Here is a 26,836-nt window from a genome sequence, read left to right as displayed (position 1 = left end):
AATGTCAGGGGGCGTCCGATTTGGCCGCACGCTACTTATGGACGGGTCGCACCGCGGCGATGATATTCGTCTGCACGATGCCGTCGATCGGCGAGATTTTCTCGAGGATGGCAGTGTTTGCCTCAGTGCTCGACTTGCAATCGAGCTGGGCGACAAGCTTGTCGTCGGCGAGGACCACCACGTTGGCGAACGTGCAGCTCCCGAGGTCGAGCGCCTTGAGCTGCCCGACCACATCCGCGGCATTGGCCGCGCGCAACAATTCGATGAACAGATAGATGTTGACCATGCGCTCGCTCCCGGCGGGTCCGTGCTCAATTGCACGGTCAACGTGCAGGGAGCCGCGGCGGATCCGCGCCGGCAAGCGCAAAACGATCAGAAAATGAGTAAGGCCTTAAGCCTTCGCCTTGGCGCCCCGGCGCAGACCGGCAGCCTTCTTCAGGCGCGTGCGGCCGGCGGCGGTGTTGCCCTGGGTGCGGGTGGTCTTGGCGCGCGGAATGGCGCGGCGCGCCTTCTTCTTGCGGGTCTCAACGTTGCGGAGGCTGCGTGGGCTGCTCATGGCTTTCACCGGATTGGGTTACGCCGGCAGCCGGCACGGCCCCGAAGCGCGAAGCGGCTCGTCTAGGTGATCTTGGCCTGCGGCGCAAGTGCCGAGGCATACGGCTGACATAAAACCGTAACAAGACTCCCGTAGCCGAGCCCGTCGGACTGCCACAAGTGCCGGAATCGGCCGCCAGAAACGGACAGGGATGTATGGCTTCAACCCGCGACGCCATTGCCGCCGAGGAAGCCCCTCTGCGGCGGGAACGTAACCGGCGCCTGCGCCAGGCCGTGCATCGCCACAAGGCCACGACGCGCCAGGGCCTGCAGGAGCGGTTGTTCACCCTCGCCTTCAGCGGTCTCGTCTATCCGCAAATCTGGGAAGATCCGGTCGTCGATCTCGAAGCCCTCGACGTCAAGGAAGGCGAGCACCTGATCGCCATCGCGTCCGGCGGCTGCAATGTCCTGAGCTATCTCGCGGCGGCCCCCATCACCGTCACCGCCGTCGACCTCAATCCCGCGCACGTCGCGCTCAACAAGCTGAAGCTCGCGGCGCTCACGCATCTGCCGGACCACGACACCTTCCGCACCTTCTTCGCCGACGCCAACAAGCGCGAGAACGTCGACACTTACCACACTTACCTCGGTCCGAAACTCGACGCGAAGACGCGCAAGTACTGGGAATCGCGCGACCGCCTCGGCCGCCGCCGCATCGGCTACTTCAGCTCCAACCTCTATCGCCACGGCCTGCTCGGCAATTTCATCACCGCCGGCCATTGGCTGGCGCGCGTGCATGGTGCCGATCCGCGCCGCGTGCTCACCGCCCGCACGCGCGGCGAGCAGCGCCGGATCTTCGATAGCGAGCTCGCCCCCCTGTTCGCCAAGCGGCACATCCGCTGGCTGCTCGACAAGCCTTCGGCGCTGTTCGGCTTGGGAATCCCGCCGTCGCAGTTCGCGGCGCTGAAGGGCAGCGAAGCCAGCATGGCAGACGTGCTGCGCGCCCGCCTGGAGCGTCTCGCGTGCGACTTCGACCTCAGGGACAACTACTTCGCCTGGCAGGCGTTCGGCCGCCGCTATGCCACCAACACCCGCGCACCCCTGCCGCCTTACCTGAAGCGGGAGAGCTTCGACAAACTGCGCAAGCGCGCGACCGACATGACGGTGGTGCACGCGTCGCTGACCGAGCACTTGGCGTCGAAGCCGGCACGTTCGCTCGATGCCTATGTCCTGCTCGACGCGCAGGATTGGATGACGGACGAGCAGCTCAGCGCCCTGTGGAACGAGATCGTGCGCACGGCAAAGCTCGGTGCGCGCGTTATCTTCCGCACCGCTGGCGAGGAGACGATCCTTCCCGGCCGCGTACCCGAAGCGGTGCTGTCGCGCTTTTCTTATGATCGCGATCGCTGCCGGGCGCTGACGGCCAAGGACCGCTCGTCGATCTACGGCGGCTTCCATCTCTACACGTTCGTCGCCTGAGGGACTGCGCGTGGCGCATCCGACAGCATCCGCCGCCCAGCACATGGACGCGATCTACCGCTACCAGCGGTACGTCTACGACGCGACGCGCAAGTTCTATCTGCTCGGGCGCGACCGGCTGATCGGGGATCTGGCCCCCGGCCCTGGGGATAGGGTGCTCGAGGTGGCGTGTGGCACGGGCCGCAACCTCATCGCCGCCGCGCGGCGCTATCCGCAGGGGCGCTTCTTCGGCTTCGACATCTCGGCCGCGATGCTCGAGACCGCCGGCAGCTCCATCGCTCGGGCACGCCTCGGCGATCGCATCCGCATCGCCGCCGGCGACGCCACCGACTTCTCCGGCGAGCGCCTTTTCGGAACAGCCGCCTTCGACCGCATCTGCATCTCCTATGCGCTGTCGATGATTCCGCCGTGGAAGGGTGCTCTGCAACAGGCTCTGGGTGCATTGGCCCCCGGCGGCCGGCTGTTGATCGTCGACTTCGGCGGGCAGGAGCGGCTGCCGCGCTGGTTCAAGCGGCTGCTCCGCGCTTGGCTCGCACAGTTTTCCGTCGAGCCGCGCGACGCGCTTACGGCCGAGCTCGATCGCATCGCCGCCATGCCCGGTTACAGCGTGCGTTGTACGCCGCTCTATCGCGGCTATGCCGTCTATGCGGTGGTGACGAAGCAGCCCACCGCCTGATCGGTGGGCTGCTTAGCGCGCCATGAAAGCGCACACGAGCAGCCCCGGGACCAGGAACGCCGCCGACCACAGCGCCGCGGAGATGGCACTGGCGACGGCAAACGGGGCCATGGACATGCCCTCGGCTCCAGCAGCGATAGGGAGCACCGCCCGGCGCAAGCCGAGGAACTTGCTCGTAATCACGCTGATCGCCCCGCCATCGCGAACGAGCTGGCGTGCCGCCGGTATGGCGCGGCCCTTGTCGCCGATGAACCAGGCATTGGTGAAGCTGAGCTTCGAGCGCTGTCCCTCGCGGAAGAAGTAGAGATCGCCGCAGAACGCGCCCAGGGCACCGGCGACAAAAATGATCCAGAAGCTGCCGCCGGCGTAGAGGTGGACGCCGCCGACGAAGGCGAACAGAAGCAGGACCGGAACGAAGAGAAGCGGAATGGCGATGGCATTGGCGAAGGCCAACCCGAACATGACGAGCGCCACGACCCATTCGTGCTCGCGCATGAAGGCGAAGATTGGCTCCTGGAAGGTGACGAACAGCACCGGTCCGAGCACCACCCACACCGCCCAGATGAAGGCGCTCGACACGTTGGCGATCTGAAACGGAATCTGCGGCATGGAGAACATGCCGGCGATGACGGGGATCACAGCGCGCACCGGGCCGATGAAGTGGCCGAGGAACACGCTCCACAGGCCATGCTCGTCGAAGAACTCCTCGCCCTTGGGGATGAGGTTAGGGTGGCGGCTGAACGGCCAGATGTTGCCAATGCTGTCCTTGAAGTAGTGGCCGACCCAGTACGAGATCGAGTAGCCGACGACACCACCGAGCCCCGCGGCAATGATGACGAGAATGATGATCGGCCAGCCGACGCCGCTCGCCGCCAGCAGGAAGGCGAGGCCGGAGAGGATGGCCCAGCCGGGCCAGACGATGGAGAGGAAGCAGAGCGACTCGCCGAACGCCACGAGGAAGGCGATTGGTATCGCCCAGCTTTCTCGCTCCCGGACGATAGAGAGGATTGTGTCGACGAGGCTCTCGGTCATTCAGGAAATCTCACCGGTGCACGCGCTTCGCATCAACCTCGGCACCGGCGCTTCATTTCGGCGCCGAGCTCGCGCGACACCTCGCTCGCCAGCATGATGCCGCGTGAGACTTGCGCCGGCGTCAGGTTGCCGGCGCTGCGCAGGACGCCCGGCGCGCGGTCGGCCTCGTTCCTGCCGTGCGCCAGCTCATCGCAGGTGAGATCTTTCTTCTTGCTCTTCAAGGCGAACAGGCGGACGCCGGACGCGTACGCTTCCGCCGGCGCGTGCGCCTTCACCCAGGCGCGGTCCTGGTCGTCGACGAGGTAGCGCAGCGTGCGCTGCCGCTTGGCGACGCAGTCGCTCGAGTCGTCGACGCAGGTGAGGCCGGAGCTGGCCCCCGTGGTTACGTTGGGACCGGTACAACCGACAGGCGCGACGGGGGCAAAAAGCAGAAGCAGGACCGGCAGGTTCCGGCGGCGGTAGAGAATCATTCTCGCTCCCTTGTCGGCGCGCGGTTAAAGCCCGTAGAAGCCCTAGGTGGCGCCGTCAAGGCGAAACGGGCGCCCGAGACAGGGAAAGGCCAGGACATGGCACATGCAATCCGCATTCACGCCAACGGCGGCCCGGAAGTCATGCGCTGGGAAGAGATTACGGTCGGCGAGCCCGGGACCGGCGAGGTGCGCCTGCGCCAAACCGCCGTTGGGCTCAACTACATCGACGTCTACCACCGCAGCGGCCTCTATAAGCTGCCCGCTTTTCCGGCAGTGATCGGCATGGAGGGCGCCGGAACGGTCGAGGCTGTCGGCCCCGGGGTGACCGACGTCACCGTGGGCGACCGCGTGGCCTACGCCGGCGTGCTCGGGGGCTATGCACAGGAGCGTCTTATCGCCGCCGACCGCCTGGTGAAACTGCCCGACGCCATCGACGACGTCGCCGCGGCGTCGATGATGCTGCAGGGCATGACGGCGCGCTATCTCCTGCGCGAGACGTATCGGGTGACGCCCGAGACCGTGCTGCTGTACCACGCCGCCGCGGGGGGCGTTGGCCTCATCGTCTGCCAGTGGGCAAAGGCGCTGGGCGCCACGATGATCGGGACCGTCGGCTCCGACGACAAGGCGAAGCTCGCCAAGGACGCCGGCTGCACCCACGTCATCAACTACCGCACGGAGGACTATGTGGCGCGCGTGCGCGAGCTCACCGGCGGCGCCGGCTGCGATGTGGTCTACGACGGCGTCGGTAAGGATACGTTTCCCTCATCGCTCGATTGCCTGAAGCCGAAGGGCATGTGGGTCAGCTTCGGGAACGCATCGGGGCCGGTGCCCCCGTTCGACATGCAGATCCTCTCGGCCAAAGGCTCGCTCTTCGCGACGCGCCCGACGATCATGACGTACACGGCGCGGCGCGAGGATCTCGTCGCCAATGCGCGCGAACTCTTCGAGATGGTCGCGAAGGGCGCGATCAAAATTGAGCCCAGCCGCACCTATCCGTTGCGTGAGGCCGCGCAGGCGCACAACGATCTGGAGGCGCGCAAGACGACCGGCTCGATCGTCCTCATTCCTTAAGGGATATTACCGGCGCGATCGCCGCGTATGGTTAGCCGCTAGTAACCATGAGGGTGAAGAGCGAGTTGCTGCCTGCGCGGAAGCGATGCGAATGCGCCGATTTGATGCGCATTCGCGGCTCGGCGTTCACACCTTCAGCCTCGCGCGGTTTACCAGTTCTCATCGCCTTGCTGACATTCTTACCGGCAGAGCTCGAGCGGCACTGTCCGCAATGTATTGGGGTACGGGCGAACGATCATGGCAAGACTGGAACTGTCATCGCACGGAATTGAAGAGAGCACCGATTACGGCTCAACGCCGGATGCTCTTTTCCAACTCGGCCTTAGGTATTGCGTAGGCCGGGATGTGGATATCGATCTCGTCGAGGCGCACAAGTGGTTCAACCTCGCGGCGATGCGCGGCAACGACGATGCCAAGCAGTACCGCTCGGAAATCTCGCGCGAGATGTCGAAGATACAAATCTCGCGGGCACAGCGCCTGGCTCGCGAGTGGATCACCAAGCACTGAAGGCTTAGCGATCTAATTCAGCGATCAGCAGTCGCCGAACAGCGACGCGACGCAATCCCACGACTTCTTCACTGCGTTGCCGACCGCCTTGCCGGTATCGGACACCGCCTTGCCGGTCTTGTTGGCGAGATCCTCTACCGCGTTCGGCTTCTCGGTGGCTGGCGGCGCGGTGCCGGTTTCGACGGGCGGCGTCGGTTGGGCGGGTTGCGGCTGCGGAGTGGGCAATGCGACGGGGGGCAGATCCTGCCCGGGTGCCAACGGTGTCGTCGAGGAGGGCACCGGCACGAGCGGCGGCGGCGACGTGGTCGCCAGCGGCGCGGCAGCCGGATCGGCCAGCGAGAACATCACCGTGCGCGTTTCGCCGGGGCACGGGCTCGACTGCCCGCGTGTGGCGCTGCAACTCGCATGTCCGCCGGCCTTGGCCAGCTCGGTGATGCACAGGAATTGTCCACGCGAGGAGCGCGCCGCGGCGTTCCCGGTATCGCCGCCGATCAGGCAGCGGTAGGCCGCCGAGGGGCCCGAGCAGGTGACGCAGAACTCCTGCGCCTTGACGCCGGTGGTGAGTGCAAGCACCGCTACTGCCGCTGCCACCGATCGCTTGTGCATGAGCGCGACCCCCTTGTTCTTCTGCGGCTGTTTCGCCGCATTCTGCGTTCACGGCCGGAACGATGAGCCGAGGTGGCTAGGGCGTCAAGGGCGGGCGATTGGGGACGCGTGCAAAGGCGCGGCGCGCGCGGCTTGCAATCCACTCACCCCGCCTCTATTAGGCACCTCCAGTGGAGCTGTGGCCGAGAGGCTGAAGGCGGCGGTTTGCTAAACCGTTATACGCTTGTAAAGGCGTATCGAGGGTTCGAATCCCTCCGGCTCCGCCATCCCCCCCGTGGGCCGCATCCTAACACGCGTCCGAGTACGGTTCGTGCCAAAGTCGTCCATGTCTGCTCTCCTCGCCAAAGCCACGGCTACGCGGTTTCGGGAATTCTGCCGCTAAGGGCCAGGATCGGATGAGCGCCAGGAAGCGTGGTCTGCGCGTGCCTTCCTGCGCCTCACGCCTTCATAGTCAATGAACCAAGCGGCACGTCGAGAGTATAGACGAACCCTGTCGGTTCATAACTGAGTTGAACCTCACCGCTGAGCTGGTGTCCAAGTGAACGTATCATGCGGGTGCCGAAGCTTCGCCGGGTCGGTGCTGCGACTGTCGGACCGTCTTTTTCCGCCCACGTCAGGCGCAACCTCTGCGCCTGCTCGTCAATAGTCCAGGCGATTTCCACGCGACCCGATGCTACAGACAACGCGCCGAACTTCGTTGTGTTGGTGCAGAGTTCGTTGAAGGTCATGGCGAGCGCGATGACGGCGCCTGAGGTGATGGCGATATCGGAACCAGTGATCGAAAACCGCCCCGCACCCTTGCTGTCATAGGGTTCGGTGGCACCGCGAACGGTTTCCAGAAGACTGGCGTTTGCCCAACTGGCCTGCATCAGCAGGTCGTGCGCCCGCCCGAGCGCAATCAGGCGCCCCTCGATCGCCCGCTGACCATGCTCAATACTAGTGGCGGTACGCAGGCTTTGGGAGGCGATGGCGCTCACGGTCGCGAGCGTATTCTTGATGCGGTGATGCAGTTCTTCGAGAATAAGTTTCTGTAACTTGTCCGCGGCTTCGCGCACTTTTGCGTCAATGCCCGCCTGGGCAAGCAGGGTCTTTGCATCGATCACGGCCTGCTCCAGCAGCAGGCGAAGGCTATCATTCTCAGCGGTCAGATCGTCTTGCGAGGTGGGGTGGGGCGAGTAGCTTTGCGTCGGACGGTCTAGCGCCACAATCGCGAGCGGAATTACGGCATCCGGGACGATTTTCAACGATCCGACGCCGACCATTTCTTGCAGTTCGGCGATCATCTGCTTCACTTCCAGCGGCTTGCGGAAGAAGCGGCTGTCTCTGGGCTTGTCGGCATCGGCTACTTTGATTTGGCCGGACACCAGGATGATCTTGATGTTTGGCCAACGGTCGTGCACCGCGTGGGCAAGTTTCAATCCGTCCATGCTGCCGGGCATCTGGATGTCGGAAAAGAGTAACGAGATATCGGATCGCGATTCGAGAATGGATAGCGCTTGGTCAGCATTCACAGCTTCGACTGCCGTAAACCCGGCGTCCTCTACGATGTCAACGGCGCGCATGCGCAGCACCATTTCATCTTCAACAACAAGCACATTCGTCGGTTGCGCGGTTGGATCGGTTGACATGTGTGGCCTGACACTTTCGTTGGTCGGAGCCCGCAAGCTCAGCCCATGCCAGTTGCTCAGTGGCATCAGACCCACGCTCATGCAGCGCCACGGCAAGTTCTTCGACGACGCTTTTGCGCGTACACAGGCGCTGGTGTGCCTATCGCCGGTGAATAGCGATAGAGGACTTCAATCCTAGCTAGCTCGTCGTTCCAATCGGCGAGCTCGTCGATCGAGGGTTCGAATCCCTCCGGCTCCGCCATCTTTCACCCGACCGGTCGCACGGGAGACGCTCGTCCAGTGCGGCTCAGCTGAACGGGTCGCCGCCTCTGCGAGCTACGATGGCAGCCTGGCGGCCGCCTGCAACTCGGTGTGCTCGGCGCGTGCCAGATCGGCGATGAAGGCGTCAATTTCCGATTGGGTCATCGCGCGGACGTCGTAGAACCGGTCGCCCCGGGAGACGACGACGACGTCAGTTACCGCCGTGTTCTCCCGTCCGATGATGCGATCGGCTTCTGGCTTGCTCAGGACTTTTGCTTTGTGAAAGCGCACGTCATGTCCCCTCAAGCTGGAAGTCAGGCGCCTTCTGTGTCGGCCGCGTCGCGCGGAAAAGGATACTCGGCGCTGTCGTAGAGCTTGCGGATATCCGTGAACTCGAATCGCACGTCGCCGATTTCCATGACCGTCCCCCTCTGCATGAGCGGCGGAAGCTGCTCGATCGCAAAGCGGATGGCTTCAGCGCTCCGATCGAAGCGCCTGTAGCTCATCGGCCGCTTGGCCGAACCGGGGCCGCCAGTCGAATAGAGCTCAGCCGGAACGTCAAAGGAGAACTCGTCTGGCGCGCGCATCAGACACGGGCTCCACTAATGTAGGTCGGAGTTCGCGGACGGCTAGACGTCCGTGCCTGGCGCATATGATCGGCGCAATACGGTCCCCCGTCCTGCTTCGCCAATCCACAAAAATGGAAGTCGGCATGCAGAGGATCGCCGATCGGCCAGCGGCAGTCGTTCGGCAACAGGGTCGTCATCGTCTTCGGCTGAGCTGCCTTGACGACAACGTCATCTTCTTGAATTGGCGTCGGCGGCGCTCTGAATAGGCTCATGTTTGTGACTCTCACCGTTTCTTTCCGGACTTGTGTGAAGGGGTGGCGAACGTGGAAGTAACCGTCGCCGGTGCGGAGGCCTTAGGTGTCGATGACTTTTTCGGCTTGCGAGTTTCGCGATTTGATTTCTGCTGGCCCTTTGGCATGTCGCCCTCTCGTAGCTGGTGGTTCCCTAAACTGGAGACGAAGTTCTCAAGAGCTCGCTCTCGCGTGCCGTGCGCTCGAACGTCTCTGCGATCGTCTTGATCCGGTACCGCTTCTCTCCCCCTTCTTCAGGCAAGAGACTAACGATCTTGTAAGATCTCGCCGACGCCGGAACGCCGGTCTTGGATGGGACGAAATCGACCATCTGGCCGACCTTGAATTTGTGAACGGGTCGGGGCCGTCGCATCATGCTTCCTCCGATCTTCCGATTTCGCGGGCTTCCTTCGCGGCGATCAGGACGAACTGCGATGGGCTTGTGGAAGCCTCGCGCCCAAAGTGGCGTCAGGAAGCCGAATTGATGCGGAAAGCTCCAGCTGTTGCTGGTCCCGCTCACCATTGCGAGCCGAGTTGAGAATGAGGCGCCCGAGAGCAATGCGGTGGTCCGGCGAGTCCGCGTGCGTCGGCATACAGCGCGCCAGGACCGCATTGAGGGCGGCCGTCATATTGCCGAGCAGAATGGGGTCGAAGAATTCGATTGAGCTTGCCATTGAGGCTCCTCGCATCACAGGCGGGAGCAAAAGCTCTCAGTCACGGGCGCCCTAGGGTCGTAGCGCGTGATGTGGTCTTCATACTCCCTAGCGGCCGGGGTGTCCAATCGCACGCCCCGGAACCTTGTTTCCTATTCGTGCGTTAACTGCGGCTGCGAGAAGCGGGGAAGTCAATGCAGGTACACGTGACCGTGCTCGAAAGGGCCTTCGAGTTGGCAGCCTCGGGCAGTTACGACAGCGTTTCTGCCGTACGGCAGCGGCTCCTCAAGGAGGGGTACGCGGTCGAGCAGCTCACCGGCCGCAATCTTCTGAACCAGCTCAACACACTTATTCGGGCGCGTGCAGCCGCACCTGGTTAGGCTCGATGCGGCGCGCTCATGCGCCGAATCCGCGCACACGCTCTCATCGACATCTCAATAGACAGCCGGCACGTACATATCGCGCGGCACCGGCTGACGCTGATAGTCGGGATGATGCGTGCGCGCCGGCAGCACCACGGGCGTGCGCGTCACCTCGTGATAGGGGATCTGCCCGAGCAGGTGGTGGATGCAGTTGAGCCGCGCCTTCTTCTTATCGACCGCCTCGACCACCCACCACGGCGCCTCGGGAATGTTCGTCCGCTGCAGCATGGCCTCCTTCGCCTGCGTGTAGGCCTCCCAGCGAACGCGCGACTGGAGGTCCATGGGTGAGAGCTTCCACTGCTTCAGCGGGTCGTGGATGCGCATGTTGAAGCGGAAGTGCTGCTCCTCGTCGGTAATGGAGAACCAGTACTTGATGAGGATGATGCCCGAGCGCACCAGCATGCGCTCGAACTCCGGCACGGTGCGTAGGAACTCCTCGCATTCGTCCGCGGTGCAGAAGCCCATGACGCGCTCGACGCCGGCGCGGTTGTACCAGGAGCGGTCGAAGAGCACGACCTCGCCGCCAGCGGGAAGTTGGCTGACGTAGCGCTGGAAGTACCATTGCGTGCACTCGCGCTCGCTGGGTGCGGGTAGCGCGGCCACGCGGCAGACGCGCGGATTGAGGCGCTGGGTAATGCGCTTGATGACGCCACCTTTGCCCGCGGCGTCGCGACCCTCGAAGATGACCACGACTTTGAGTTTCTGGGCGACGACCCAATCCTGCAGTTTGACCAGCTCCCCCTGCAGCCGGAACAGCTCCTTGAAGTAGAGCTTGCGGTCCATGCCGTCCGCGTCGGGGCGATCCGACGTCCCGTCGAGGAGCATGCCGAGGCGCTCGTCGTCGATCTCCATCTCGAGCTCCTCGTCGAAGCTGTCGACGAGATCGGCACGGATGCGGTGGTCGAGATCTTTTGCACGTTGGTCGCCGGTCACGATAGCACTCCTAAATCACGCATCATGGGCGCTCGCCCGACATGCGGTCGAGCAGGGCAGTCAACGATCTCGAGAACGCGACCACGCCCACCGTGAGCGCCGTCACCGCGGCGGCCACGATGCAGAAGTAGCCGAGCTTGACGAGGAGGGGTGCCCCCGTCTCGTCAATGAGGTTCATGCCGAGGAACCCGGTCGCGGTGGTGCCGATGAGACCAATGATCGTTACGGCCGTTAGGCGATGGAAGGATCCGCTCTGCCGGCGCAGCACGTCGCTGTCGAGGTACTGCACCATGTCGAAGATTTCGTTGCGCAGCTCTTTGTACAGGTCGTCGTTGCCGAGGTGGGCTCGCTGCATCCGGAAAAGATCGCGAGTCTGCGCCTGGTCCGACACTTCTGTGAACCAGTAGCGCTGGGTGAACCGCATGAACGCTTCTTGCAGTCGATAGGTTTCGCGGCGGAAGGAAGCGGCCGACTGCGCGCTGCGCATCTCGAGCAGCTTGATCGCGGCCACCAGCCGGTCCGACAGCATAAGCAGCGCTGCCTTGTGAAAGTGGCTGATCAAGAACAGCAGGAAATACTGGTGGCGGAACTGTCCCAACAGCCCGCGCTCGTTGTCCTCCAGCCGCGGGGAGACGCCATCGGCGACGACGGTGAATGCGTGCCCCGACAGCAGGAAGCGCGTGCCGACCGCCGCGGCCTCCGAACCCTCGTGATAGTAGCGGTCGTAGCAGTTGCGGGCCTCGAAATCGTGCAGGAAGCGCTCGGCGAACGGCGCATCGCCGTTGGGACTGGCGCCGGTGGCGAAGGCGAGCCGCATGTAGTCGGTCCGCTGCATGTCCCACATGCGGTCGAGCGTCAGGTAAGTCATCACCGGCATGCGGTAGTACTCGATCTGCCGGAAGCTCAGCGGCCCCTTGCTGCCGGAGTTCTCCGCCACCAGCGGCATCAGCAGAAACTCCCAATGCGCCGCAAAGCAGGGCGTCCGCTGGTGACCGACGAAGGACAGGTAGCGTTCGCGCTTCTGGTAGTCGGAGGTGGCGAGCACGCGATCGTCTTTGTCGAGCCACTCGACGTGCGCCGGGCAGTGCAGGGGCTCGCCCGTCTCCGTCCACCCCGGCGGATAGGCACGGCCGAAGCGATACATGATCTCGTGCACGACGCTGAGCGGCAGATCGGACGCGTAGAACTCGAACGCGAGGATGACCGCGTCGACGTCATGAAAGAAGTGCAAGTCCACGTGCGCCACGCGGCAGGTGACGGGCTCGCCGCCCGGCGCCAGGACCATGCGCACGGCGGCGATGTCGGTGCGCCGGTAGACGCGCAACGGGGCGTCGCCCTTACCCAGGCGGCGCAGAGAGCCCGGGGCATCGCCGTAGAGGAACCGTTGCACGTGCGGCAGGAAGCTCACGAATTCGCGATAGTGACGTTCCTGGAAGGCATCGGCCTCGACCCCAAACTCGTCGTCGACGAGTTCCCAATTGCCGCCGCCGAGGCGCTCGAACAAAGCGTCGGCGCTGTCCCGCTTTCCGTTCGCCTTGCCGGAGATGAGCTGAATGGGCCAAAGAACGATCTGGCGGAAATGGCGAACGGTCCGCGCCTGCGCGTCGTGCGCACCCGCGGGCACCGGACTTGCATCGTTGGCCATGCCTCCCCTTCCGCGGCCGCGGCGCCGCGGTTCAATCCGTGCCCCGGTGGCACCCTAGTGAGTGCAGATGACAGTTTTCCGACACCCTAAGTGCCGGCGCTGGAAGCGGTTGGGATTAGAATCCGGCGCGAGGCGCCCTATATGGGCTAGAATGGTTGTGGCCCGGCACCCGTGATGCGCGGTAACCGGGCCGGCGTCTGGAGGTATGTGATGAACATCGCGAAATGGGCCGCGCTCGGCACGGCTGCAGTGGTCCTTGCTTCGCCGACGATGGTCGCCGCCGATTCCTACTGGGAGGTCGAGGCGGCGCGCGCCAACGCGCGGGCCGGCGGTCCGACCAACGCCCGCGATGCGGAGCTGCTGCAGCGCTATGGCTGCCTGAGCGGCACGCGCAGCGCCTTTTGCCAGCGGCTCGGTTACAGCGACGGGCGCACCTATCGCCGCTCCAGACGCTATTCCCGCTGAGCGCATCGCACGTGAGGTTTTCCGACCGCGATAGGCCGCCCCTATCGCGCCATCGCCGCGGTCTTGCTCACGCCGGTTTGACTCGCGGCGCGGCGCGACCTGGTCGTCGTTCGTGCTAGCCTCAGTCTCGGAAATCACCTGAGACATCTCATGCACACTCTTCATCCGAACTCGCCCGGTCTTGCGGCCGGCGTCACCGAAGACATGATCCGCGACCTGGTGCACGCGTTCTACGCTACGGTGCGGCGCGATCCGCTGCTCGGGCCGATTTTCAATGCCAAGGTCGAAAACTGGGACGAACACCTCGCGACACTCTGCCGTTTCTGGTCGTCCGTGACGCTGCTGACCGGTGCCTACAAGGGCCGGCCCATGGTCGTGCATGCGGCGCTTCCCGATCTCGACGCGACACACTTCGCGCGCTGGCTCGCTCTCTTCAAAGAGACGGCGGAGGAAATCTGCCCGCCGGAAGCCGCCGAGCTCTTCGTCGATCGCTCGCAACGCATTGCGGAGTCGTTGAAGCTCGGCATCGACGTACAGCGCGGCCGCGGCATTCCCCTCGCTCCGGCCCTCTGACGTCGCCCGCCAACGCTCATCAAGAAGCGGATTAAGACCATGGCTCTCACGACCCGCCTGACGCGCGCCCTCGGCATCGCGTATCCGATCATCTCCGCGCCGATGGCGTTCGCGGCGGGAGGCCGTCTCGCCGCCGCCGTCTCCGGGGCCGGCGCCCTAGGACTGATCGGCGGGGGCTACGGCGACAAGGATTGGCTCGAGGCGGAGTTCCGCAACGCCGGCAACGCAGCTGTCGGATGCGGGTTCATCACCTGGTCGCTGAAAAAACAGCCGCAGTTGCTCGATGCCGCCTTGGCCCACAAGCCGCGCGCCATCTTCCTCTCGTTCGGCGATCCCGAAACGTTCGCGCGGCAGGTCAAGGATAGCGGGGCCAGGCTCATCTGCCAGGTGCAGACGCGGCGCGACGCGGAGCGCGCCATCGGCTGCGGCGCCGACATCGTCGTGGCGCAGGGCTCGGAAGCGGGCGGCCACGGTGAGATCCGCGCGACCATGACGCTGGTGCCGGAAGTCGCCGACCTCATCGCCGCGAAGTCGCCTGAGACGTTGCTTTGCGCCGCGGGGGGGATCGCCGACGGGCGTGGCCTCGCCGCTGCTCTGATGCTCGGCGCCGACGGCGTGCTCGTCGGGTCGCGTCTGTGGGCCTCACACGAGGCCAATGTCAGCCCGCGCATGCACGACGCGGCGCTGGCGGCGACCGGCGACGACACGGTTCGCTCGCAGGTGATGGACCTCGCGCGCAAGCTCGACTGGCCGCATCGCTATACCGCGCGGGTGCTGCGCAATGCGTTCATCGAACGCTGGCACGGGCGCGAGGCGGAGCTTGTGGCCGTGGCCGACGAAGAGGCCGCGAAGTACCGCCAAGCGTGGGCCGAGGGCGATCCCGAGGGCAGCAACACCTTCATCGGCGAGGCCGCCGGCCTGATCCATGGCATCGAGCCAGCCAGCGTCATCATCGATCGCATGGTGCGCGAGGCGGCCGACCGCATCACCGGTGGCGCCCGCGAGCTGGTCTCCTGACGGGGCAAGCAACTGCCCATGATTTGGGCATGGCAATCGTCGGTATTGTTCACCATCTCCTAAAGGCTGCAGTCCTAAGTTTAGGGGCGTGTGGCTTGCGCCTGCGGTCGCCGCGGCGCTACGCTCTTGCGGTCGCCGGTACGTGTCATGGAAAAAGTCCTCACGACGGTACTGTCTCGCCTCGTCAAGCGCGGCGCGCTGACGATCGTCACCGCGCGCGGCAACGAGTGCACTTTCGGCGATGGCTCCGGTGAGGAAGTTCGCGTCCGCTTTCTCGACCCGGGCGCCGAGCGCGCCACCGTTCTCAATCCCGAACTGCGCGTGGGCGAGCTGTATATGGACGGCCGCCTCGTCGTCGAGCGCGGATCGATCTACGACTTCCTCGCCCTCGTGGTACGTGATGCGGAAGCCGGCGAGCGCTCCCTGCCGGCGCGCCTGCTCGGCAAGCTGCGCTACCTGACGCGCAGTGCCATCAGTCGCAACAATCGATGGCGCGCCCGGCGTAACGTCGCCCACCACTACGATCTCGACCATCGGCTCTATGAGCTGTTCCTCGATCCCGACCAGCAGTACAGCTGCGCCTACTTCGAGCGGCCCGACTGCACGCTGGACGAGGCTCAGCTCGCCAAGAAGCGCCTGATCGCCGCGAAGCTGGCGCTCGATCCCGACAGCCGGGTACTCGACATCGGCAGCGGGTGGGGCGGTCTCGCCCTCTACCTCAAGCAGATCGGCGGCGCGCGGCAGGTGCAGGGCATTACGCTGTCGAGCGAGCAATTGCAGGTAGCGCGCGAGCGCGCGGCGGCGGCGGGATTGTCGGACAGCGTCCACTTCGCGCTGCAGGACTATCGCGAGACGGAAGGCAGCTTCGACCGCATCGTATCGGTCGGCATGTTCGAGCACGTCGGCCCGCGCTTCTACCCCACCTATTTCAACAAGTGCCGGCAGCTTCTGAAACCCGACGGCGTGATGGTGCTGCACACCATCGGCCACATGGACGGCCCTTGGTATCCGAACCCGTGGCTCGACAAGTACATCTTCCCGGGTGGCCAGCTACCCGCATTGTCGGAGATCGTGCCGGCGATCGAGCGGGCGGGGCTGCTCGTGACCGATGTCGAGTGCCTGCGGATGCACTACGCCGAGACGCTTCTCAACTGGCGGCGGCGCTTCATGGCGCGGCGCGACGAGGCGCTGGCACTGTACGACGAGCGGTTCTGCCGGATGTGGGAATACTACCTCGCGTGCTGCGAAGCGGCATTCCGCTACCAGAACGTCGCCGTGTTCCAGATCCAGTGCGCGCGTAGCGCCGATGCGGTGCCGTTGACGCGCGCCTATATTGCCGAGCGCTACGAGGATTTGCGCCTGCGAGAAGTCGAGGCGAAGATCGCCCCGCCGCGCGCTGCAGGCGAGCCGGTGCCCCTGCGCAAGCAACGGCTTTGACAGGATTTTTTCTAAGTGCACCGATTGCTGCGGCGCACCCGTCGGCTTGGAAAGCCGTCCTCCGTTGTCTATAGTTCCGACGTAGGCGATCTAGGCTGCGACTGCTCTTGCCGGTTCGGCCTCTACCGCAAGCGGAGGCATAGTTCGCATGAGATGCCATCCGGCACGGTGGCTCTGGGGGCTCATTCCGATCGCGATGCTGAGCTGGCTGGCGGTCAACGCCGAGTCCGACCGCATCGAGCGCGATCTCGAGCAGCGCAGCGCCGCCGCTCTCGCGGCCGCCGGCCATGACTGGGCGTCCGTCGCCTTTTCGGGGCGTGACGGCCTGCTCGTCGGCACCCCGGATAGACCCGGCCAGCGCGACGAGGCCGTCGGCGTCGTGAGTGACGTATGGGGCGTTCGCGTCGTCGAGGTGCGCGACCGGGCCGCGGTCGATCCCGCGCCGCCGAGCGCGGTCCCTGCTCATGAGGAAATCCCCCGCCAGCCGTTGCGCGACCTCGCCCCGGTCGACTTGCCGGTGGCGAGTTCCGACCGGGCGGTGGCGGCACGCGTCGCAGCGGGGCCACTGGTGAGCGCGGATGAGCCCGGTGGTGTGGTGCAGGCGCACGCGCCACCCGATGTCCTCGTGGGCGCGCGGGACGAACGCATAGCCGAAGCCTTACCGACGCAGTCGGAACCGAGCGACGTGGTGCAGGCGCGCGAGGCGACACCGGCCGACAGCGTTGAGTCGCGGGCGGATATCGCGCCTGCGCCGGCGGCATCGTTGATCGAGCCTGCCGAGAAGCAGGCTGGTCCTCCTGCGACGACGGTGCAGAAAGAGGTCGCGGAAGCGCCATCGACTACCCCCGTGCAGCCGCAAGAAGCGATCTCAATTCCCGCTGCCGACCGCGCCACCGATCCCGGCCTCGTCGCTAAGATCGACGATGTCCCCCCACCGCCAGAGCGCAAGGAATTCACGGAACGGCAGCCGACTACCCCCGCGCAGCCGCAAGAAGCGCTTTCAATCCCCGCCGCCGATCCGGCGCGCGATCCCGCTGTCGTGGCGAAGGTCGACGACATCCCGCCGCCGCCGGAGCGGAAAGAAGTGACGGAAGCGCCATCAGCTGGCCCCGCGCAGCCGCAAGAAGCGCTTTCAATCCCCGCCGCCGATCCGGCGCGCGATCCCGCTGTCGTGGCGAAGGTCGAGGCCCCGCCATCGAGCGAGGGGCCCGCGGTTGCGCCGGTGCTGCCGGTACCGAAGCAGGAGGCGCCGGGTCAACCACCACCGCTGCCGGCGCCAAAAGCCGATGGTGCCGCCAAGGGAGCTCCGCCAATCCCGCAGGCCAAGGCCGATCCGGTGCAACCGGCTACGGCCCCCGCGGCAGACGCTCAGCCCAAACCGTCTGCCCCCGACCATCGCTTTGATACGGCAGCGTTACCTCCGGGCAACATTGCCTCCCAGACCGGCTGCACGAGCAACGTGCAAACGGCCGCGCGGCAGGTCGAGGTGCACTTCGCTCGCGGCCGTGCGCACCTCGATCACGCCGGAAAGACGGCGGTCGATCGGCTCGTGGGCGCGCTGAACGCATGCCCCGGGACGGCACTCAGCATCGCCGGCCACGCCGACGCCGCGGGACAGGCGCGGCGCAATTTGGCGCTGTCGAAGCACCGAGCGCGCGGCGTGACGGCCTATTTGGTCGAGAAGGGCATTGACGCGAGCCGCCTCGCCGCCGTTGGGTACGGCGAGACCCGGCCGGTGGCGCCCAACAACTCACGGGCCAACCGGGCAAAAAACCGACGCATCGAGGTGGTGATCACGGCGCACCGCGTGCCGCCACCCCCGATGCCTGTACGAAAGCAGGATGCTGATAATGGACTATCTCGTCGCTAACCTCGCCTGGTACACGGCTGCAGCATTCGTGGTCGGTTTCGTCGTGGCGTGGATTTCGTGTGCCAGGGTAGAAGGCTGACGCGCGGCTGAACGTGCGCATCGAGTACGTGGGGAGTGAGGGGATATGACGGAGCTGCTTTGGCAGGCGACGTTGCTTTTGGCGGTCGCGTTCTTTTTCGGGGCGGTTTTCGCCTGTGGCTTGAAGCGCCGGTACTATTACGGCACCTCGCGCAAAGCTTCCGGCCTTGCCGTATCGGGTGTCTCGCACGCCCCGGCGCCCAACCAGCCTAGGATTGAGGTTGCACCGCGTGCCGCGGCTGAAGATGAGCGCTTCAACCGCGCCATCAGCGGTCAATCGGCCCATGCTGCACCCGCCGCAGCGTCCCAGTCCGCACCGGCCCCGGTTGCGAAAGCGCCGCCCGCGCAGGCTACCGGCGATCTGGTGTGGCCCGGGCCGGCCATCGTCGGCTCGACTGCATCCGCGAAGGCAACGACTCCGGCAGCGGCAGCTTCCGCGCCCACCGCGGCCGCACCAGCTGCGGCACCGGCCCCAGCTCCCGTCGCGCCGCCGATTTCGTCCATCTCCGTGTCGAGCGGCTCGGGGGCTCCCGTCAAACCCGACCAGGGCGGCGCCGGGCCAAGCGACGACCTCACGCGCATCCGCGGTATCGATCCGGAGATGCAGAAGCGATTGAAGGAAGCCGGCGTTCGCCGCTTCCAGGAACTCGCCGTGCTGACTGCCGGCGACGTCAAGGGCCTCAACGACAGGTTCGGCCTCAAAGGCCGCATCGACCAGGACAATTGGGTCGGCCAGGCGCAGGTGTTGGCGACCGGCGGCGAGACCTATTACTCGCGCCGCGTCGACCGCGGCATGCCCGTTCCTCCGACGGTCGAGCCCGCTTCGCGTGTTCCGGCGCCGGAAGCCGCGGCGTCCGTGCCGGTCGCCACGCGCAGCTTCGGCAAGGTCGCCGCTTCCTCCGCGCCGGGCGATGATCTCACCCGCATCCGCGGCATCGACGCCGGGCTGCAGCGTCAGCTCTACGAGGTGGGCGTGCGCCGCTTCGCCGATCTCGCCGTTCTCGGTGCGGGCGATGCCCGGGTGCTGGAGCAGACGCTCGGCATCGTCGGCCGCATCGGGCCTGAAAACTGGGTCGGTCAGGCACAGGTGCTCGCCGACGGTGGCCAGACCTATTATTCGAGCCGCATCTATAGCGCTGTGCCAGCAGCAGCGCCGGCCGCGACGACGGCTCCGGCTGCCGCTGCTCCCGCGCCAGCCGCGGCGCCTGCACCCGCCCCCACCGCGCCGGCTTCGGCGACCGCTCCGGCCGAGCCGGCCGGCGGCGGCGACATGGGCTACCTGAGGTCGGTGCGTTCCGAAGCGCTGCTCGGAGCGGAGGCGGCGAGGTCTCCGCGCGCCCGCCCCGATGTGGACGACTTGAAGCGCATCCGCGGCATCGGCGTCTTAATCGAGAAGAAGCTCAACTCGCTCGGCATCGTACATTACGAGCAGGTCGCGAACTGGACGGGCGCCGACATCGAGCGCATCAGCCAGATACTCGACTTCAAGGGACGCATCGAGCGCGAGAACTGGATCGAGCAGGCGCGCATCCTCGCAACCGGTGGGCAGACCGAGTTCTCGCGCCGGGTGGACGGCTAAAGGAGCCATTGGCGCACCGTCGTCATCGGGGTAGGAGTGTGCGCCCGTGCGGCCGCAATGCAGGCTCGCGTGGTCCAGCCGCAAGGTGATCCGATGCCGGTCGACGCGGTGTTTACGTTCGCCGACGACGAGGAGCGCGACGTCTGCACGCTCCTGCACGATCCCGCGACTTACGGCGCCGGCGACACGCCCGTCGAGGTCGTGGAGACGCACATCGCCCGGGTGTTCCTCGTCGGCGACGATGCCTACAAGCTGCGCAAGCGCGTGCACCTGCGCTTCGTCGACTTCTCGACGCTGCATGCGCGCCACGCCGCCGCCGTGCGCGAGATGGAGATCAACCGTCCGCACGCGCCGAACATTTATCTCGGCTTGGTGCCGATCGTGCGCACCGAAGGGCGTCTGCAACTCGGCGGGCAGGGCGAGATCGTCGAATGGGCGGTGCACATGCGCCGCTTTCCGCAGGAGGCCGTGCTCAGCCACCGGGAGGAGCAGGGACCCATCTCGGAGGAGCTCGCCAAGGCGCTTGCCGACATGGTGGCTCGCTACCACCAGGATAGCCCCGTCGCTGCGACGTGCGACGGCGGGCGCATCATGGCGCCGGTTGTCGAGCAGCTTTCGAGCGCGCTCGCATATGGCTACATCGACGTTGCCGACCGGCTCGTCTCCACGTTCGAGCGCACGCGTCCACTGCTGGTCGAGCGCGGCAACGCGGCGTGCGTCCGCCGCTGTCACGGCGACCTGCACCTCGGCAACATCGTGCTCGTCGACGGCAACCCTGTTCCCTTCGACGCGCTGGAGTTCAGCGAGGCACTGGCGACGGTCGATGTTCTCTATGACCTCGCCTTTCTGCTGATGGACCTCGATGCGCGCGGCGACCTGCAAGCGGCCAACGCGGTGCTCAACGCTTATGTTGCCTTCGAGCCAATCGGCGGGGAGATCGAGGGGCTCGCGTCCCTGCCGCTGTTCCTCGCCTGCCGGGCGGGTGTTCGGGCGGTCGTCGCCATGGCGCGCACCGAACAGCTCGCCGTGGAGGAGCAGACGGCGCTGCGTGCCGAGATACGCCGCAACGCCCGGCTGGCCGACGCCTATCTGCTGCCGCCGAAACCGGTGCTCGTCGCGATCGGCGGCCTGTCCGGGACGGGCAAGTCGACGCTCGCGGCGCTGCTCGCCGCGCACGTCGGGCCGCCGCCGGGCGCTTTGCACGTGCGCAGCGACGTGGAGCGCAAGCGCCTGTTCGGGGTGCCGGAGACGCAACGGCTCGACCGCCAGCACTACCGCATCGGCACGGCGGAGCGCGTCTACGACATCGTCGAGGACAAGGCGCGGCGCGCGCTCGCCGCCCGGCATGCGGTCATCGTCGATGCCGTGTTCGCCAAGCAGGAGGAGCGCGAGGCGATAGAGGCCATTGCGCGCGAGGCTGCCTGCCCGTTCGTGGGGCTGTGGCTGAACGCGCCCGCCGAAACGTTGATCGCGCGTGTCGAACGGCGCCGCGGGGATGCGTCGGACGCCGACCGGCGCGTGGTGCGCGAACAGCTCGGCTACGACCTCGGCAACATCGCCTGGCACGTGGTCGATGCTTCCGGCACCGTTGCTCAGAGTGTCGAGGAGGCGCAGCGCGTTCTCGCAGCGGCGCCCATCAAGCCGGCGGGATAAGGACCGCGGCGCCCGTCAGCTTGCCGGCGCGCAACCGCGCGATCGCAGCGTTGGCCTCGCTGAGGCCGAACGTCGTCACGTGCGGACGGATAGGTATCCGCGGAGCGATCTTCAGGAACTCAACGGCGTCTTGGCGCGTGAGGTTGGCGACCGAGCGCACCACCCGCTCGCCCCAGAGAAGCTCATACGGCATCGACGGAATGTCGCTCATGTGAATGCCGCCCAGCACCAGCGTGCCGCCCTTGTCGAGCGCCTTAAGGGCGAGCGGCACGAGCGAGCCAACCGGCGCGAAGATAATGGCGCCGTCGAGAGGATGCGGTGGCTTCTCGTCCGAGGCGCTCGCCCACTTGGCCCCTAGCTCGCGCGCCAGCTTCTGTGCCGGCGTATCGCCGGCGCGGGTAAAGGCATAGACCTCCTGGCCATGAAACACCGCGAGCTGGGCCACGATGTGGGCCGCGGCGCCGAAGCCGTAGATGCCGAGACGGCGCGCCTCGGCGACCAGTTTCCACGCACGATAGCCGATGAGGCCGGCACACATCAGTGGCGCAGCTTCGGCGTCGGAGTAGATGCTGGGAATCTTGAATGCATAGTCAGCGTTGGCGATAGCGAACTGCGCATAGCCGCCGTCGATGGTGTAGCCGGTGAACTCCGGCCGCTCACACAGGTTCTCTTGGCCCGCACGGCAAAATCGGCAGCGCCCGCAGGTCTTGCCGAGCCACGGGATACCGACCCGGTCGCCGACCTTGAGAGCGTCCACACCAGGGCCGACCGCCGTGACGCGCCCGATGATCTCGTGGCCCGGGATGACGTGCGGCTTGGGGCGGGGCAGGTCGCCATCGATGACATGCAGGTCCGTGCGGCAGATGCCGCAGGCAGCGACGCGGACGGCGATTTGTCCACGCCTCGGCGCCTCGACGCGCCGTTCTACCGACTGCAAGGGCGCGCCGACGCGGTCGAGTGCCATCGCCATCATGCGCGTCGGCTGGCCCGCGTCTTTGCCTGTGGGTGACTTGTGCTGTTTCGCCGCGTGCATGCGACGGTATCTAGGACCGTCAGCGTCCGTGGGCAATGGACCTACCAGCGGCCGCTGACGGCCCCGCTCAAACTCATGGGGTCGTGCTCTTTCTTGTGGCGCTTGCTGCGGGCGTGCTTCTTGGAACGCGGGGTTGCGGCCGTAACCGGCTGCGTGGCCTCGCCCGCGGCCTCGGGCGAGGTAGCGACTGGCGCGCTCGCCGTCGCATGAGTGCCCCCGGCGTGCACGCGCTCCTTGGCCTCGGGCGCCAGCACGGTCACCTCCGGCTCGCTCGTCGCCTCCAGCGTCGACGTCGAAATGGCTGCATAGAAAGGTACGAGCTTGGGCTTCTCGGCCGTCGCTTGCGGCTTGCCAGAAGCTTTCTTCTGTACGGCAGCGACGCGCTTGGCCTCGAGCTCGGCAGTGAGCGCCGGCAGCGGCTCGAACACCGATTTGGAGCGCAGGTGCACGACCTTGTAGCCGCGCTTCTTCAGCTCGGTGAGGATGGTCGGCAGCGCATGCGCCGTCGATGCCTTGATGTCGTGGAACAGGACGATGCCGCCGTTCTGGCGCTCGACCTGATCGAGCGTGCGCGCCACGAGACGCGATGGGCTGCCGATGTAGCTGTCGTTCGAGACGACGTCGACGGTGAACGCGGCGATGCCGCGCTCCTGCAGGTGGGCGAGCATCGGCGCGGAATCGCTCAGGCCCGGAAAGCGGAAGAACGGCGCGATGGGCTGGCCGGCGGCGAGCGCGACCGCGGCGAAACCACGCTCGATCTGATCGGTGGAGCGCTCCAGCGACATGGCGCGCAGGTTCAACGGGTGCGACCAGGTGTGGGTGCCCATGGTATGGCCGCGCCCCATTACTTCCTTGACCATGTCGGGATAGGCCTGAGCCATCTGCCCGACATAGAAGAACGTCGCCTTGGTGCAGAACTTGTCGAGCGCGTCGAGGATGGGCTTGGTGTACTTCGGCATTGGGCCATCGTCGAAGGTCAGCACGACCTCCTTCGGGCCGAGGAAGCGCGGCTCCTTCTCGTACTTGGTGAAGCCGCCGAACAGGGGACCGGCCTTCGCGTCGATCTCGACGATGCGCGACACACCAAGGGCCGTCTGGGGGTTGGGGCAGGTCTCTTCGGCCGACGCAGGGATGCTCGAAAGGGCGGTTGCAGCGACCAACGCCAGAGCGGACAAGCACAGACGGATCAAATTGCACCTCGATCGTTCGGCATCGGCGAGCTGAGGATTACGCAATAACAATTCGTCTCGGCACTCATGGCGTGAACCACTTTTTGTACCATGGCACGGTTGCGCCCTCCTTTGTAGCCTCGGCTGTGGAGGGAGGGGATTGCGTGGTGCTGTGGGTGGCCCACGGCAACACCTCTGCGCCAGGATTTCCGTCCGACTGCTGCCAAGTGACCGCGCGCGAGGCGAGCGGCCCCTTGGCAGCCGCGAACTTCTTGGCGATGAGCTTGGCGGCCTGGGCATCGTACTCGGGCAAGGTCGTGGCCGGTTCCTTGGGCACGAGGTGCACGACCTTGAAGCCGCGCTCTTTCATCTCGGTCAGGAGGCCCGGCAGCGCATGGGCGGTCGAGGGCTGGATGTCATGGAAGAGAATGATGCCCTTGCGCGCGCCTCCGAGCTGCGTCAGCACGGCCTTCTTCACGGCGTCGGGGTCGCGACTGCGGAAATCACGGGAGTCGACGTCGATGGTGAAGCTCGCGATATTGCGCGTCTTGAGGTAGTCCATTGCCGACGCGCTCGGCCGCAGGTAGGGGAACCGGAAGAACGGCGCCATCGGTGCGTCGAGCGCCTGCGCCACGGCACTGAAGCCCAGCTCGATCTCCTCCTTGGCCTTGTCCGCGGCGAGGCCCTGCAGCTTGGCATGCGACCAGGTGTGCGCCGCAACCGTGTGTCCGCGGCTGGCCACCTCGCGGACCATCTCCGGGTCGGCGACCGCCATTTTGCCGACCATAAAGAACGTGGCGCGCGTGCAATGCTCAGCGAGAGCCTTGAGGACGGCGCGCGTATAGGGGCGCAGCGGCCCGTCGTCGAACGTGAGCACTACCTCACCGTCGGCGAGGAAGTCGTAGCCGCCGTTGGCGACGCGGCCGAACAGCGGGGCACCGCGCGTGTCGACCTCGACGATGCGCGACATGCCGATGCCATCGCCGTTCGTCGCGCAGGCTTCGACCGGCGGCGCGGCATGCGCAGCCAGCCCGCCGCACAGCGACAGGCCAACGCACCCGACGAATAACGCCCCAATCCGCCGCATCCGCACTCCGCCGACGGCAACAGCCGCAACGTGCTCAAAGTGTCGACCCGCAAACCTCCTAAGTAGGACCGAACTTCTAAGAATCTCTGTAAATCTTTGCCGGTCTCGGACATCTTGGCGGTGTTGTTGCATCCGCGCACCAGCCTGTACCGGCGCCGCCGACGTGCTAAAGGCGGGCCGATCATGCGCGTGATGCGAGTACATCATGCCGGGCAGAGCGTTCTCCGCTGCCGGCGCCCCCCGGAGTGCGGCTTGCAATGAGCGAGACTGAAGAGATTGGCGCGCATGAACGCCGCACGGCGGTAACGCAGGAGCTCGTACGCGAGGTCGGCGATGCGCTCGAGGCGCACGAGGCTACGCAGGTTCGCGCACTGGTGGCGGACCTCGAAACCCCCGATCTCGCCGACCTCATCGAGTTGCTCGAGCCGGAGCATCGTATCGGCCTCATCCAGACTCTGGGACCCGACTTCGACTTCGAGGTGCTGACCGAAGTCGACGAGAAAGTGCGCGACCAGCTTTCCGAGGCGCTGCCGAACGACGTGCTCGCCAAGGCGGTGACCGATCTCGACAGCGACGACGCCGCCTACCTGATCGAGGGCCTCGAGGCCGACGATCAGAAGGAGATCCTGGATCAGCTGCCGCAGGGCGAGCGCGCGGCGCTGCAGCGCAACCTGCTCTACCCCGAGGAAACGGCCGGCCGCCTCATGCAGGCGGACTTCGTCGCCGTGCCGCCGTTCTGGACGGTGGGGCACGTGATCGATTTCGCCCGTGACGCCGAGGACCTGCCGGAGACGTTCTCGGAAATCTTCGTCGTCGACCCGGGCTTCCATCTGCTCGGCAGCATCGACATTTCGCGGCTGCTGCGCGCCAAGCGCGACCTCACGGTCGACAAGATCATGGACACCGACCGGCACATCGTGCTGGCCACCGCCGACCAGGAGGCCGTCGCCCGCCAGTTCGAGCGCTACGGTCTCATGGCAGCGCCGGTGGTGGACAAGAACGATCGCCTTGTGGGCGTCGTCACCGTCGACGACGTGGTCGAGGTGATCGAGCAGGAGGCCGACGAGGACGCCAAGCTGTTGGCGGGTGTCGGCGACGAGCGGCTCTCCGACAGCGTGCGCCAGATCGCGCCGCCGCGCTTCTCTTGGCTGTTCGTCAACCTGTTTACCGCAATCCTCGCCTCCGCCGTGATCGCTCTGTTCGACACGACCATCGAGAGCATGGTGGCGCTCGCCGTGCTGATGCCGATCGTCGCTTCGATGGGCGGCAACGCCGGGACGCAGACGATGACGGTCGCGGTGCGCGCGCTCGCCACAAAAGAGCTCAATCCCGCGAACATCGTGCGCGTTGTGGTGCGCGAGACGGCGGTGGGGCTGTTGAACGGCATGGCGTTCGCGCTGATCATGGCGCTGATCGCCGTGGCCTGGTTCGGCACCGAGCAGCTCGGTCTCGTCATCGCCGCGGCGATGCTCGTCAATATGCTGGCGGCGGCGCTGGCGGGAATTTTCATTCCCCTGGCGCTCGACCGGATGGGGTTCGACCCGGCCGTCGCCTCGACGGTGTTCGTGACGACGGTGACCGACGTCGTCGGCTTCTTCTCGTTCCTCGGTCTGGCAACGCTTTGGCTCAAGTGAGGGATGATGAGCGTGGGCGACATCAAGATCAGGCCGCTCAAGGTTTCCGACCGTAAAGCCTGGGAGGAGCTGTTCCACGGCTACATCAACTTCTACGAGGCGAAAGTGCCCGACGACGTCGTGGCGCTGACGTGGGAGCGGCTGGTGAATGGGGCTGACGGGTTCCTCGGCCTCGTCGCGGTCGACGATCACGACCGGCCCATCGGGCTGGCGCACGCCGTGTTTCATCCCTCGACGTGGTCGCCGACGGCGTACTGCTATCTGGAGGATCTGTTCGTGGGGCGCGAGGCGCGCCATCACGGCACCGGACGGGCGCTCATCGAGGCGGTCTACAAGGAAGCCGACAAGCGGGGGGCGACGCGCACCTACTGGGCGACGAAAGAGGACAACCGGACGGCGCGGCGGCTCTACGATCGCGTCGCCAGCCTGAGCCCGTTCGTGCAGTACCGCCGCTGACTTCACCTCAGACGGCCGAAGGCGTGTGCA

At 65.9% G+C, this 26,836-nt stretch carries 29 protein-coding genes and 1 tRNA gene; 15 read left to right on the top strand and 15 right to left on the bottom strand.

The window, feature by feature from the left end; all coding sequences use genetic code 11:
- Positions 1-31: 31 nt before the first annotated feature.
- On the bottom strand, positions 32-286 hold the full coding sequence (locus GIW81_RS05190) for a hypothetical protein (RefSeq protein ID WP_154738239.1): 255 nt from the start codon (positions 284-286) through the stop codon (positions 32-34).
- 105 nt (positions 287-391) lie between these two features.
- Positions 392-556 (bottom strand): hypothetical protein, encoded by a 165-nt coding sequence (locus tag GIW81_RS18795; RefSeq protein ID WP_195930397.1) that lies wholly within the window; start codon positions 554-556, stop codon positions 392-394.
- Between the two features lie 194 nt (positions 557-750).
- On the opposite strand from GIW81_RS18795, the gene GIW81_RS05185 reads away from it, so the two are divergent.
- Positions 751-2,013 carry a DUF3419 family protein gene (locus GIW81_RS05185; protein ID WP_154738238.1) on the top strand — a complete coding sequence of 421 codons (1,263 nt, stop codon included), beginning with the start codon at positions 751-753 and terminating at the stop codon, positions 2,011-2,013.
- A gap of 10 nt (positions 2,014-2,023) precedes the next feature.
- Positions 2,024-2,689 carry a class I SAM-dependent methyltransferase gene (locus GIW81_RS05180; protein WP_324614898.1) on the top strand — a complete coding sequence of 222 codons (666 nt, stop codon included), beginning with the start codon at positions 2,024-2,026 and terminating at the stop codon, positions 2,687-2,689.
- Positions 2,690-2,701: 12 nt separating this feature from the next.
- Here the strand turns inward: GIW81_RS05180 and GIW81_RS18790 are convergent, their stop codons facing one another.
- Together GIW81_RS18790 and GIW81_RS05170 are read right to left on the bottom strand one after the other, a co-directional pair.
- A complete protein-coding gene (locus GIW81_RS18790) occupies positions 2,702-3,721 on the bottom strand; it encodes a DedA family protein (protein WP_195930395.1) in 1,020 nt (339 codons plus the stop codon).
- A 32-nt stretch (positions 3,722-3,753) separates the two neighbouring features.
- The gene (locus tag GIW81_RS05170; RefSeq protein WP_154738237.1) at positions 3,754-4,191 is read right to left on the bottom strand and encodes a hypothetical protein; all 438 of its coding nucleotides are present in this window, start codon (positions 4,189-4,191) and stop codon (positions 3,754-3,756) included.
- A gap of 96 nt (positions 4,192-4,287) precedes the next feature.
- Between GIW81_RS05170 and GIW81_RS05165 the strand changes: the two genes are divergently transcribed.
- Entirely contained in the window at positions 4,288-5,262 is a 975-nt protein-coding gene (locus GIW81_RS05165) for a quinone oxidoreductase family protein (RefSeq protein ID WP_154738236.1), read from the top strand.
- Positions 5,263-5,499: 237 nt separating this feature from the next.
- Entirely contained in the window at positions 5,500-5,769 is a 270-nt protein-coding gene (locus tag GIW81_RS05160) for an SEL1-like repeat protein (RefSeq protein ID WP_154738235.1), read from the top strand.
- A gap of 24 nt (positions 5,770-5,793) precedes the next feature.
- On the opposite strand, the gene GIW81_RS05155 is transcribed toward GIW81_RS05160, so the two are convergent.
- Positions 5,794-6,375 carry a hypothetical protein gene (locus tag GIW81_RS05155; protein ID WP_154738234.1) on the bottom strand — a complete coding sequence of 194 codons (582 nt, stop codon included), beginning with the start codon at positions 6,373-6,375 and terminating at the stop codon, positions 5,794-5,796.
- A gap of 172 nt (positions 6,376-6,547) precedes the next feature.
- Here GIW81_RS05155 and GIW81_RS05150 point away from each other — a divergent pair.
- Positions 6,548-6,641, top strand: a tRNA-Ser gene (locus GIW81_RS05150).
- A 171-nt stretch (positions 6,642-6,812) separates the two neighbouring features.
- On the opposite strand, the gene GIW81_RS05145 is transcribed toward GIW81_RS05150, so the two are convergent.
- The 5 genes from GIW81_RS05145 to GIW81_RS05120 all read right to left on the bottom strand — a co-directional run bounded on the left by GIW81_RS05145 (position 6,813) and on the right by GIW81_RS05120 (position 9,776).
- Entirely contained in the window at positions 6,813-8,003 is a 1,191-nt protein-coding gene (locus tag GIW81_RS05145; RefSeq protein ID WP_154738233.1) for a sensor histidine kinase, read from the bottom strand.
- 315 nt (positions 8,004-8,318) lie between these two features.
- Positions 8,319-8,534, bottom strand: coding sequence for a hypothetical protein (locus GIW81_RS05140; protein WP_154738232.1), 216 nt, complete (start codon positions 8,532-8,534; stop codon positions 8,319-8,321).
- A 23-nt stretch (positions 8,535-8,557) separates the two neighbouring features.
- A complete protein-coding gene (locus tag GIW81_RS05135) occupies positions 8,558-8,830 on the bottom strand; it encodes a hypothetical protein (RefSeq protein WP_154738231.1) in 273 nt (90 codons plus the stop codon).
- Positions 8,830-9,084 carry a GcrA family cell cycle regulator gene (locus GIW81_RS05130; RefSeq protein ID WP_154738230.1) on the bottom strand — a complete coding sequence of 85 codons (255 nt, stop codon included), beginning with the start codon at positions 9,082-9,084 and terminating at the stop codon, positions 8,830-8,832. The genes GIW81_RS05135 and GIW81_RS05130 overlap by 1 nt, the downstream gene beginning before the upstream one ends.
- Positions 9,085-9,521: 437 nt before the next feature.
- Positions 9,522-9,776, bottom strand: a complete 255-nt coding sequence (locus tag GIW81_RS05120; RefSeq protein ID WP_154738228.1) for a hypothetical protein — start codon at positions 9,774-9,776, stop codon at positions 9,522-9,524.
- 173 nt (positions 9,777-9,949) lie between these two features.
- Here GIW81_RS05120 and GIW81_RS05115 point away from each other — a divergent pair, with 173 nt between their 5' ends.
- Positions 9,950-10,135 (top strand): hypothetical protein, encoded by a 186-nt coding sequence (locus tag GIW81_RS05115; RefSeq protein WP_154738227.1) that lies wholly within the window; start codon positions 9,950-9,952, stop codon positions 10,133-10,135.
- Positions 10,136-10,189: 54 nt separating this feature from the next.
- Here the strand turns inward: GIW81_RS05115 and ppk2 are convergent, their stop codons facing one another.
- Both ppk2 and GIW81_RS05105 read right to left on the bottom strand, forming a co-directional pair.
- Positions 10,190-11,110 (bottom strand): polyphosphate kinase 2, encoded by a 921-nt coding sequence (ppk2, locus tag GIW81_RS05110; protein WP_324614897.1) that lies wholly within the window; start codon positions 11,108-11,110, stop codon positions 10,190-10,192.
- A gap of 22 nt (positions 11,111-11,132) precedes the next feature.
- Positions 11,133-12,755, bottom strand: a complete 1,623-nt coding sequence (locus GIW81_RS05105) for a magnesium transporter CorA family protein (protein WP_154738226.1) — start codon at positions 12,753-12,755, stop codon at positions 11,133-11,135.
- Between the two features lie 210 nt (positions 12,756-12,965).
- Between GIW81_RS05105 and GIW81_RS05100 the strand changes: the two genes are divergently transcribed.
- The 7 genes from GIW81_RS05100 (at position 12,966) to GIW81_RS05070 (ending at position 21,427) form a co-directional block, all read left to right on the top strand.
- Positions 12,966-13,220, top strand: coding sequence for a hypothetical protein (locus GIW81_RS05100; RefSeq protein ID WP_154738225.1), 255 nt, complete (start codon positions 12,966-12,968; stop codon positions 13,218-13,220).
- 150 nt (positions 13,221-13,370) lie between these two features.
- Positions 13,371-13,793 (top strand): group III truncated hemoglobin, encoded by a 423-nt coding sequence (locus GIW81_RS05095; protein ID WP_154738224.1) that lies wholly within the window; start codon positions 13,371-13,373, stop codon positions 13,791-13,793.
- A 39-nt stretch (positions 13,794-13,832) separates the two neighbouring features.
- Positions 13,833-14,810, top strand: a complete 978-nt coding sequence (locus tag GIW81_RS05090; RefSeq protein ID WP_154738223.1) for an NAD(P)H-dependent flavin oxidoreductase — start codon at positions 13,833-13,835, stop codon at positions 14,808-14,810.
- 147 nt (positions 14,811-14,957) lie between these two features.
- Positions 14,958-16,247 carry an SAM-dependent methyltransferase gene (locus tag GIW81_RS05085; RefSeq protein WP_154738222.1) on the top strand — a complete coding sequence of 430 codons (1,290 nt, stop codon included), beginning with the start codon at positions 14,958-14,960 and terminating at the stop codon, positions 16,245-16,247.
- Between the two features lie 148 nt (positions 16,248-16,395).
- Complete coding sequence (locus GIW81_RS05080) at positions 16,396-18,117, top strand: OmpA family protein (RefSeq protein WP_154738221.1); 1,722 nt, start codon at positions 16,396-16,398, stop codon at positions 18,115-18,117.
- A 124-nt stretch (positions 18,118-18,241) separates the two neighbouring features.
- On the top strand, positions 18,242-19,774 hold the full coding sequence (locus GIW81_RS18785; protein ID WP_195930394.1) for a hypothetical protein: 1,533 nt from the start codon (positions 18,242-18,244) through the stop codon (positions 19,772-19,774).
- 69 nt (positions 19,775-19,843) lie between these two features.
- A complete protein-coding gene (locus GIW81_RS05070) occupies positions 19,844-21,427 on the top strand; it encodes a bifunctional aminoglycoside phosphotransferase/ATP-binding protein (protein WP_324614896.1) in 1,584 nt (527 codons plus the stop codon).
- Here GIW81_RS05070 and GIW81_RS05065 read toward each other — a convergent pair.
- The 3 genes from GIW81_RS05065 to GIW81_RS05055 form a co-directional block, all read right to left on the bottom strand.
- Positions 21,411-22,400 (bottom strand): zinc-dependent alcohol dehydrogenase family protein, encoded by a 990-nt coding sequence (locus tag GIW81_RS05065; RefSeq protein ID WP_154739510.1) that lies wholly within the window; start codon positions 22,398-22,400, stop codon positions 21,411-21,413. The genes GIW81_RS05070 and GIW81_RS05065 overlap by 17 nt on opposite strands.
- A 101-nt stretch (positions 22,401-22,501) precedes the next feature.
- On the bottom strand, positions 22,502-23,650 hold the full coding sequence (locus GIW81_RS05060) for a polysaccharide deacetylase family protein (RefSeq protein WP_195930392.1): 1,149 nt from the start codon (positions 23,648-23,650) through the stop codon (positions 22,502-22,504).
- 64 nt (positions 23,651-23,714) lie between these two features.
- The gene (locus GIW81_RS05055) at positions 23,715-24,716 is read right to left on the bottom strand and encodes a polysaccharide deacetylase family protein (RefSeq protein ID WP_195930390.1); all 1,002 of its coding nucleotides are present in this window, start codon (positions 24,714-24,716) and stop codon (positions 23,715-23,717) included.
- 257 nt (positions 24,717-24,973) lie between these two features.
- Here GIW81_RS05055 and mgtE point away from each other — a divergent pair, with 257 nt between their 5' ends.
- The gene (gene mgtE / locus GIW81_RS05050; protein ID WP_154738218.1) at positions 24,974-26,350 is read left to right on the top strand and encodes a magnesium transporter; all 1,377 of its coding nucleotides are present in this window, start codon (positions 24,974-24,976) and stop codon (positions 26,348-26,350) included.
- Positions 26,351-26,362: 12 nt separating this feature from the next.
- Positions 26,363-26,806 (top strand): GNAT family N-acetyltransferase, encoded by a 444-nt coding sequence (locus GIW81_RS05045; protein WP_407658155.1) that lies wholly within the window; start codon positions 26,363-26,365, stop codon positions 26,804-26,806.
- Positions 26,807-26,836 lie beyond the last annotated feature (30 nt).

This window comes from Hyphomicrobium album (genome assembly GCF_009708035.1).
GTDB lineage: Bacteria > Pseudomonadota > Alphaproteobacteria > Rhizobiales > Hyphomicrobiaceae > Hyphomicrobium_A > Hyphomicrobium_A album.
The sequence above is the reverse complement of the archived record's forward strand: the minus strand, read 5'-3'. Positions and strand labels throughout refer to the sequence as shown.

Coding starts and splice junctions, on each gene's coding strand:
- GIW81_RS05190 (WP_154738239.1), bottom strand. CDS start 286: ATGGTCAACATCTATCTGTTCATCGAATTGTTGCGCGCGGCCAATGCC.
- GIW81_RS18795 (WP_195930397.1), bottom strand. CDS start 556: ATGAGCAGCCCACGCAGCCTCCGCAACGTTGAGACCCGCAAGAAGAAG.
- GIW81_RS05185 (WP_154738238.1), top strand. CDS start 751: ATGGCTTCAACCCGCGACGCCATTGCCGCCGAGGAAGCCCCTCTGCGG.
- GIW81_RS18790 (WP_195930395.1), bottom strand. CDS start 3,721: ATGACCGAGAGCCTCGTCGACACAATCCTCTCTATCGTCCGGGAGCGA.
- GIW81_RS05170 (WP_154738237.1), bottom strand. CDS start 4,191: ATGATTCTCTACCGCCGCCGGAACCTGCCGGTCCTGCTTCTGCTTTTT.
- GIW81_RS05165 (WP_154738236.1), top strand. CDS start 4,288: ATGGCACATGCAATCCGCATTCACGCCAACGGCGGCCCGGAAGTCATG.
- GIW81_RS05160 (WP_154738235.1), top strand. CDS start 5,500: ATGGCAAGACTGGAACTGTCATCGCACGGAATTGAAGAGAGCACCGAT.
- GIW81_RS05155 (WP_154738234.1), bottom strand. CDS start 6,375: ATGCACAAGCGATCGGTGGCAGCGGCAGTAGCGGTGCTTGCACTCACC.
- GIW81_RS05145 (WP_154738233.1), bottom strand. CDS start 8,003: ATGTCAACCGATCCAACCGCGCAACCGACGAATGTGCTTGTTGTTGAA.
- GIW81_RS05135 (WP_154738231.1), bottom strand. CDS start 8,830: ATGCGCGCGCCAGACGAGTTCTCCTTTGACGTTCCGGCTGAGCTCTAT.
- GIW81_RS05130 (WP_154738230.1), bottom strand. CDS start 9,084: ATGAGCCTATTCAGAGCGCCGCCGACGCCAATTCAAGAAGATGACGTT.
- GIW81_RS05120 (WP_154738228.1), bottom strand. CDS start 9,776: ATGGCAAGCTCAATCGAATTCTTCGACCCCATTCTGCTCGGCAATATG.
- GIW81_RS05115 (WP_154738227.1), top strand. CDS start 9,950: ATGCAGGTACACGTGACCGTGCTCGAAAGGGCCTTCGAGTTGGCAGCC.
- GIW81_RS05105 (WP_154738226.1), bottom strand. CDS start 12,755: ATGGCCAACGATGCAAGTCCGGTGCCCGCGGGTGCGCACGACGCGCAG.
- GIW81_RS05100 (WP_154738225.1), top strand. CDS start 12,966: ATGAACATCGCGAAATGGGCCGCGCTCGGCACGGCTGCAGTGGTCCTT.
- GIW81_RS05095 (WP_154738224.1), top strand. CDS start 13,371: ATGCACACTCTTCATCCGAACTCGCCCGGTCTTGCGGCCGGCGTCACC.
- GIW81_RS05090 (WP_154738223.1), top strand. CDS start 13,833: ATGGCTCTCACGACCCGCCTGACGCGCGCCCTCGGCATCGCGTATCCG.
- GIW81_RS05085 (WP_154738222.1), top strand. CDS start 14,958: ATGGAAAAAGTCCTCACGACGGTACTGTCTCGCCTCGTCAAGCGCGGC.
- GIW81_RS05080 (WP_154738221.1), top strand. CDS start 16,396: ATGAGATGCCATCCGGCACGGTGGCTCTGGGGGCTCATTCCGATCGCG.
- GIW81_RS18785 (WP_195930394.1), top strand. CDS start 18,242: ATGACGGAGCTGCTTTGGCAGGCGACGTTGCTTTTGGCGGTCGCGTTC.
- GIW81_RS05065 (WP_154739510.1), bottom strand. CDS start 22,400: ATGATGGCGATGGCACTCGACCGCGTCGGCGCGCCCTTGCAGTCGGTA.
- GIW81_RS05055 (WP_195930390.1), bottom strand. CDS start 24,716: ATGCGGCGGATTGGGGCGTTATTCGTCGGGTGCGTTGGCCTGTCGCTG.
- mgtE (WP_154738218.1), top strand. CDS start 24,974: ATGAGCGAGACTGAAGAGATTGGCGCGCATGAACGCCGCACGGCGGTA.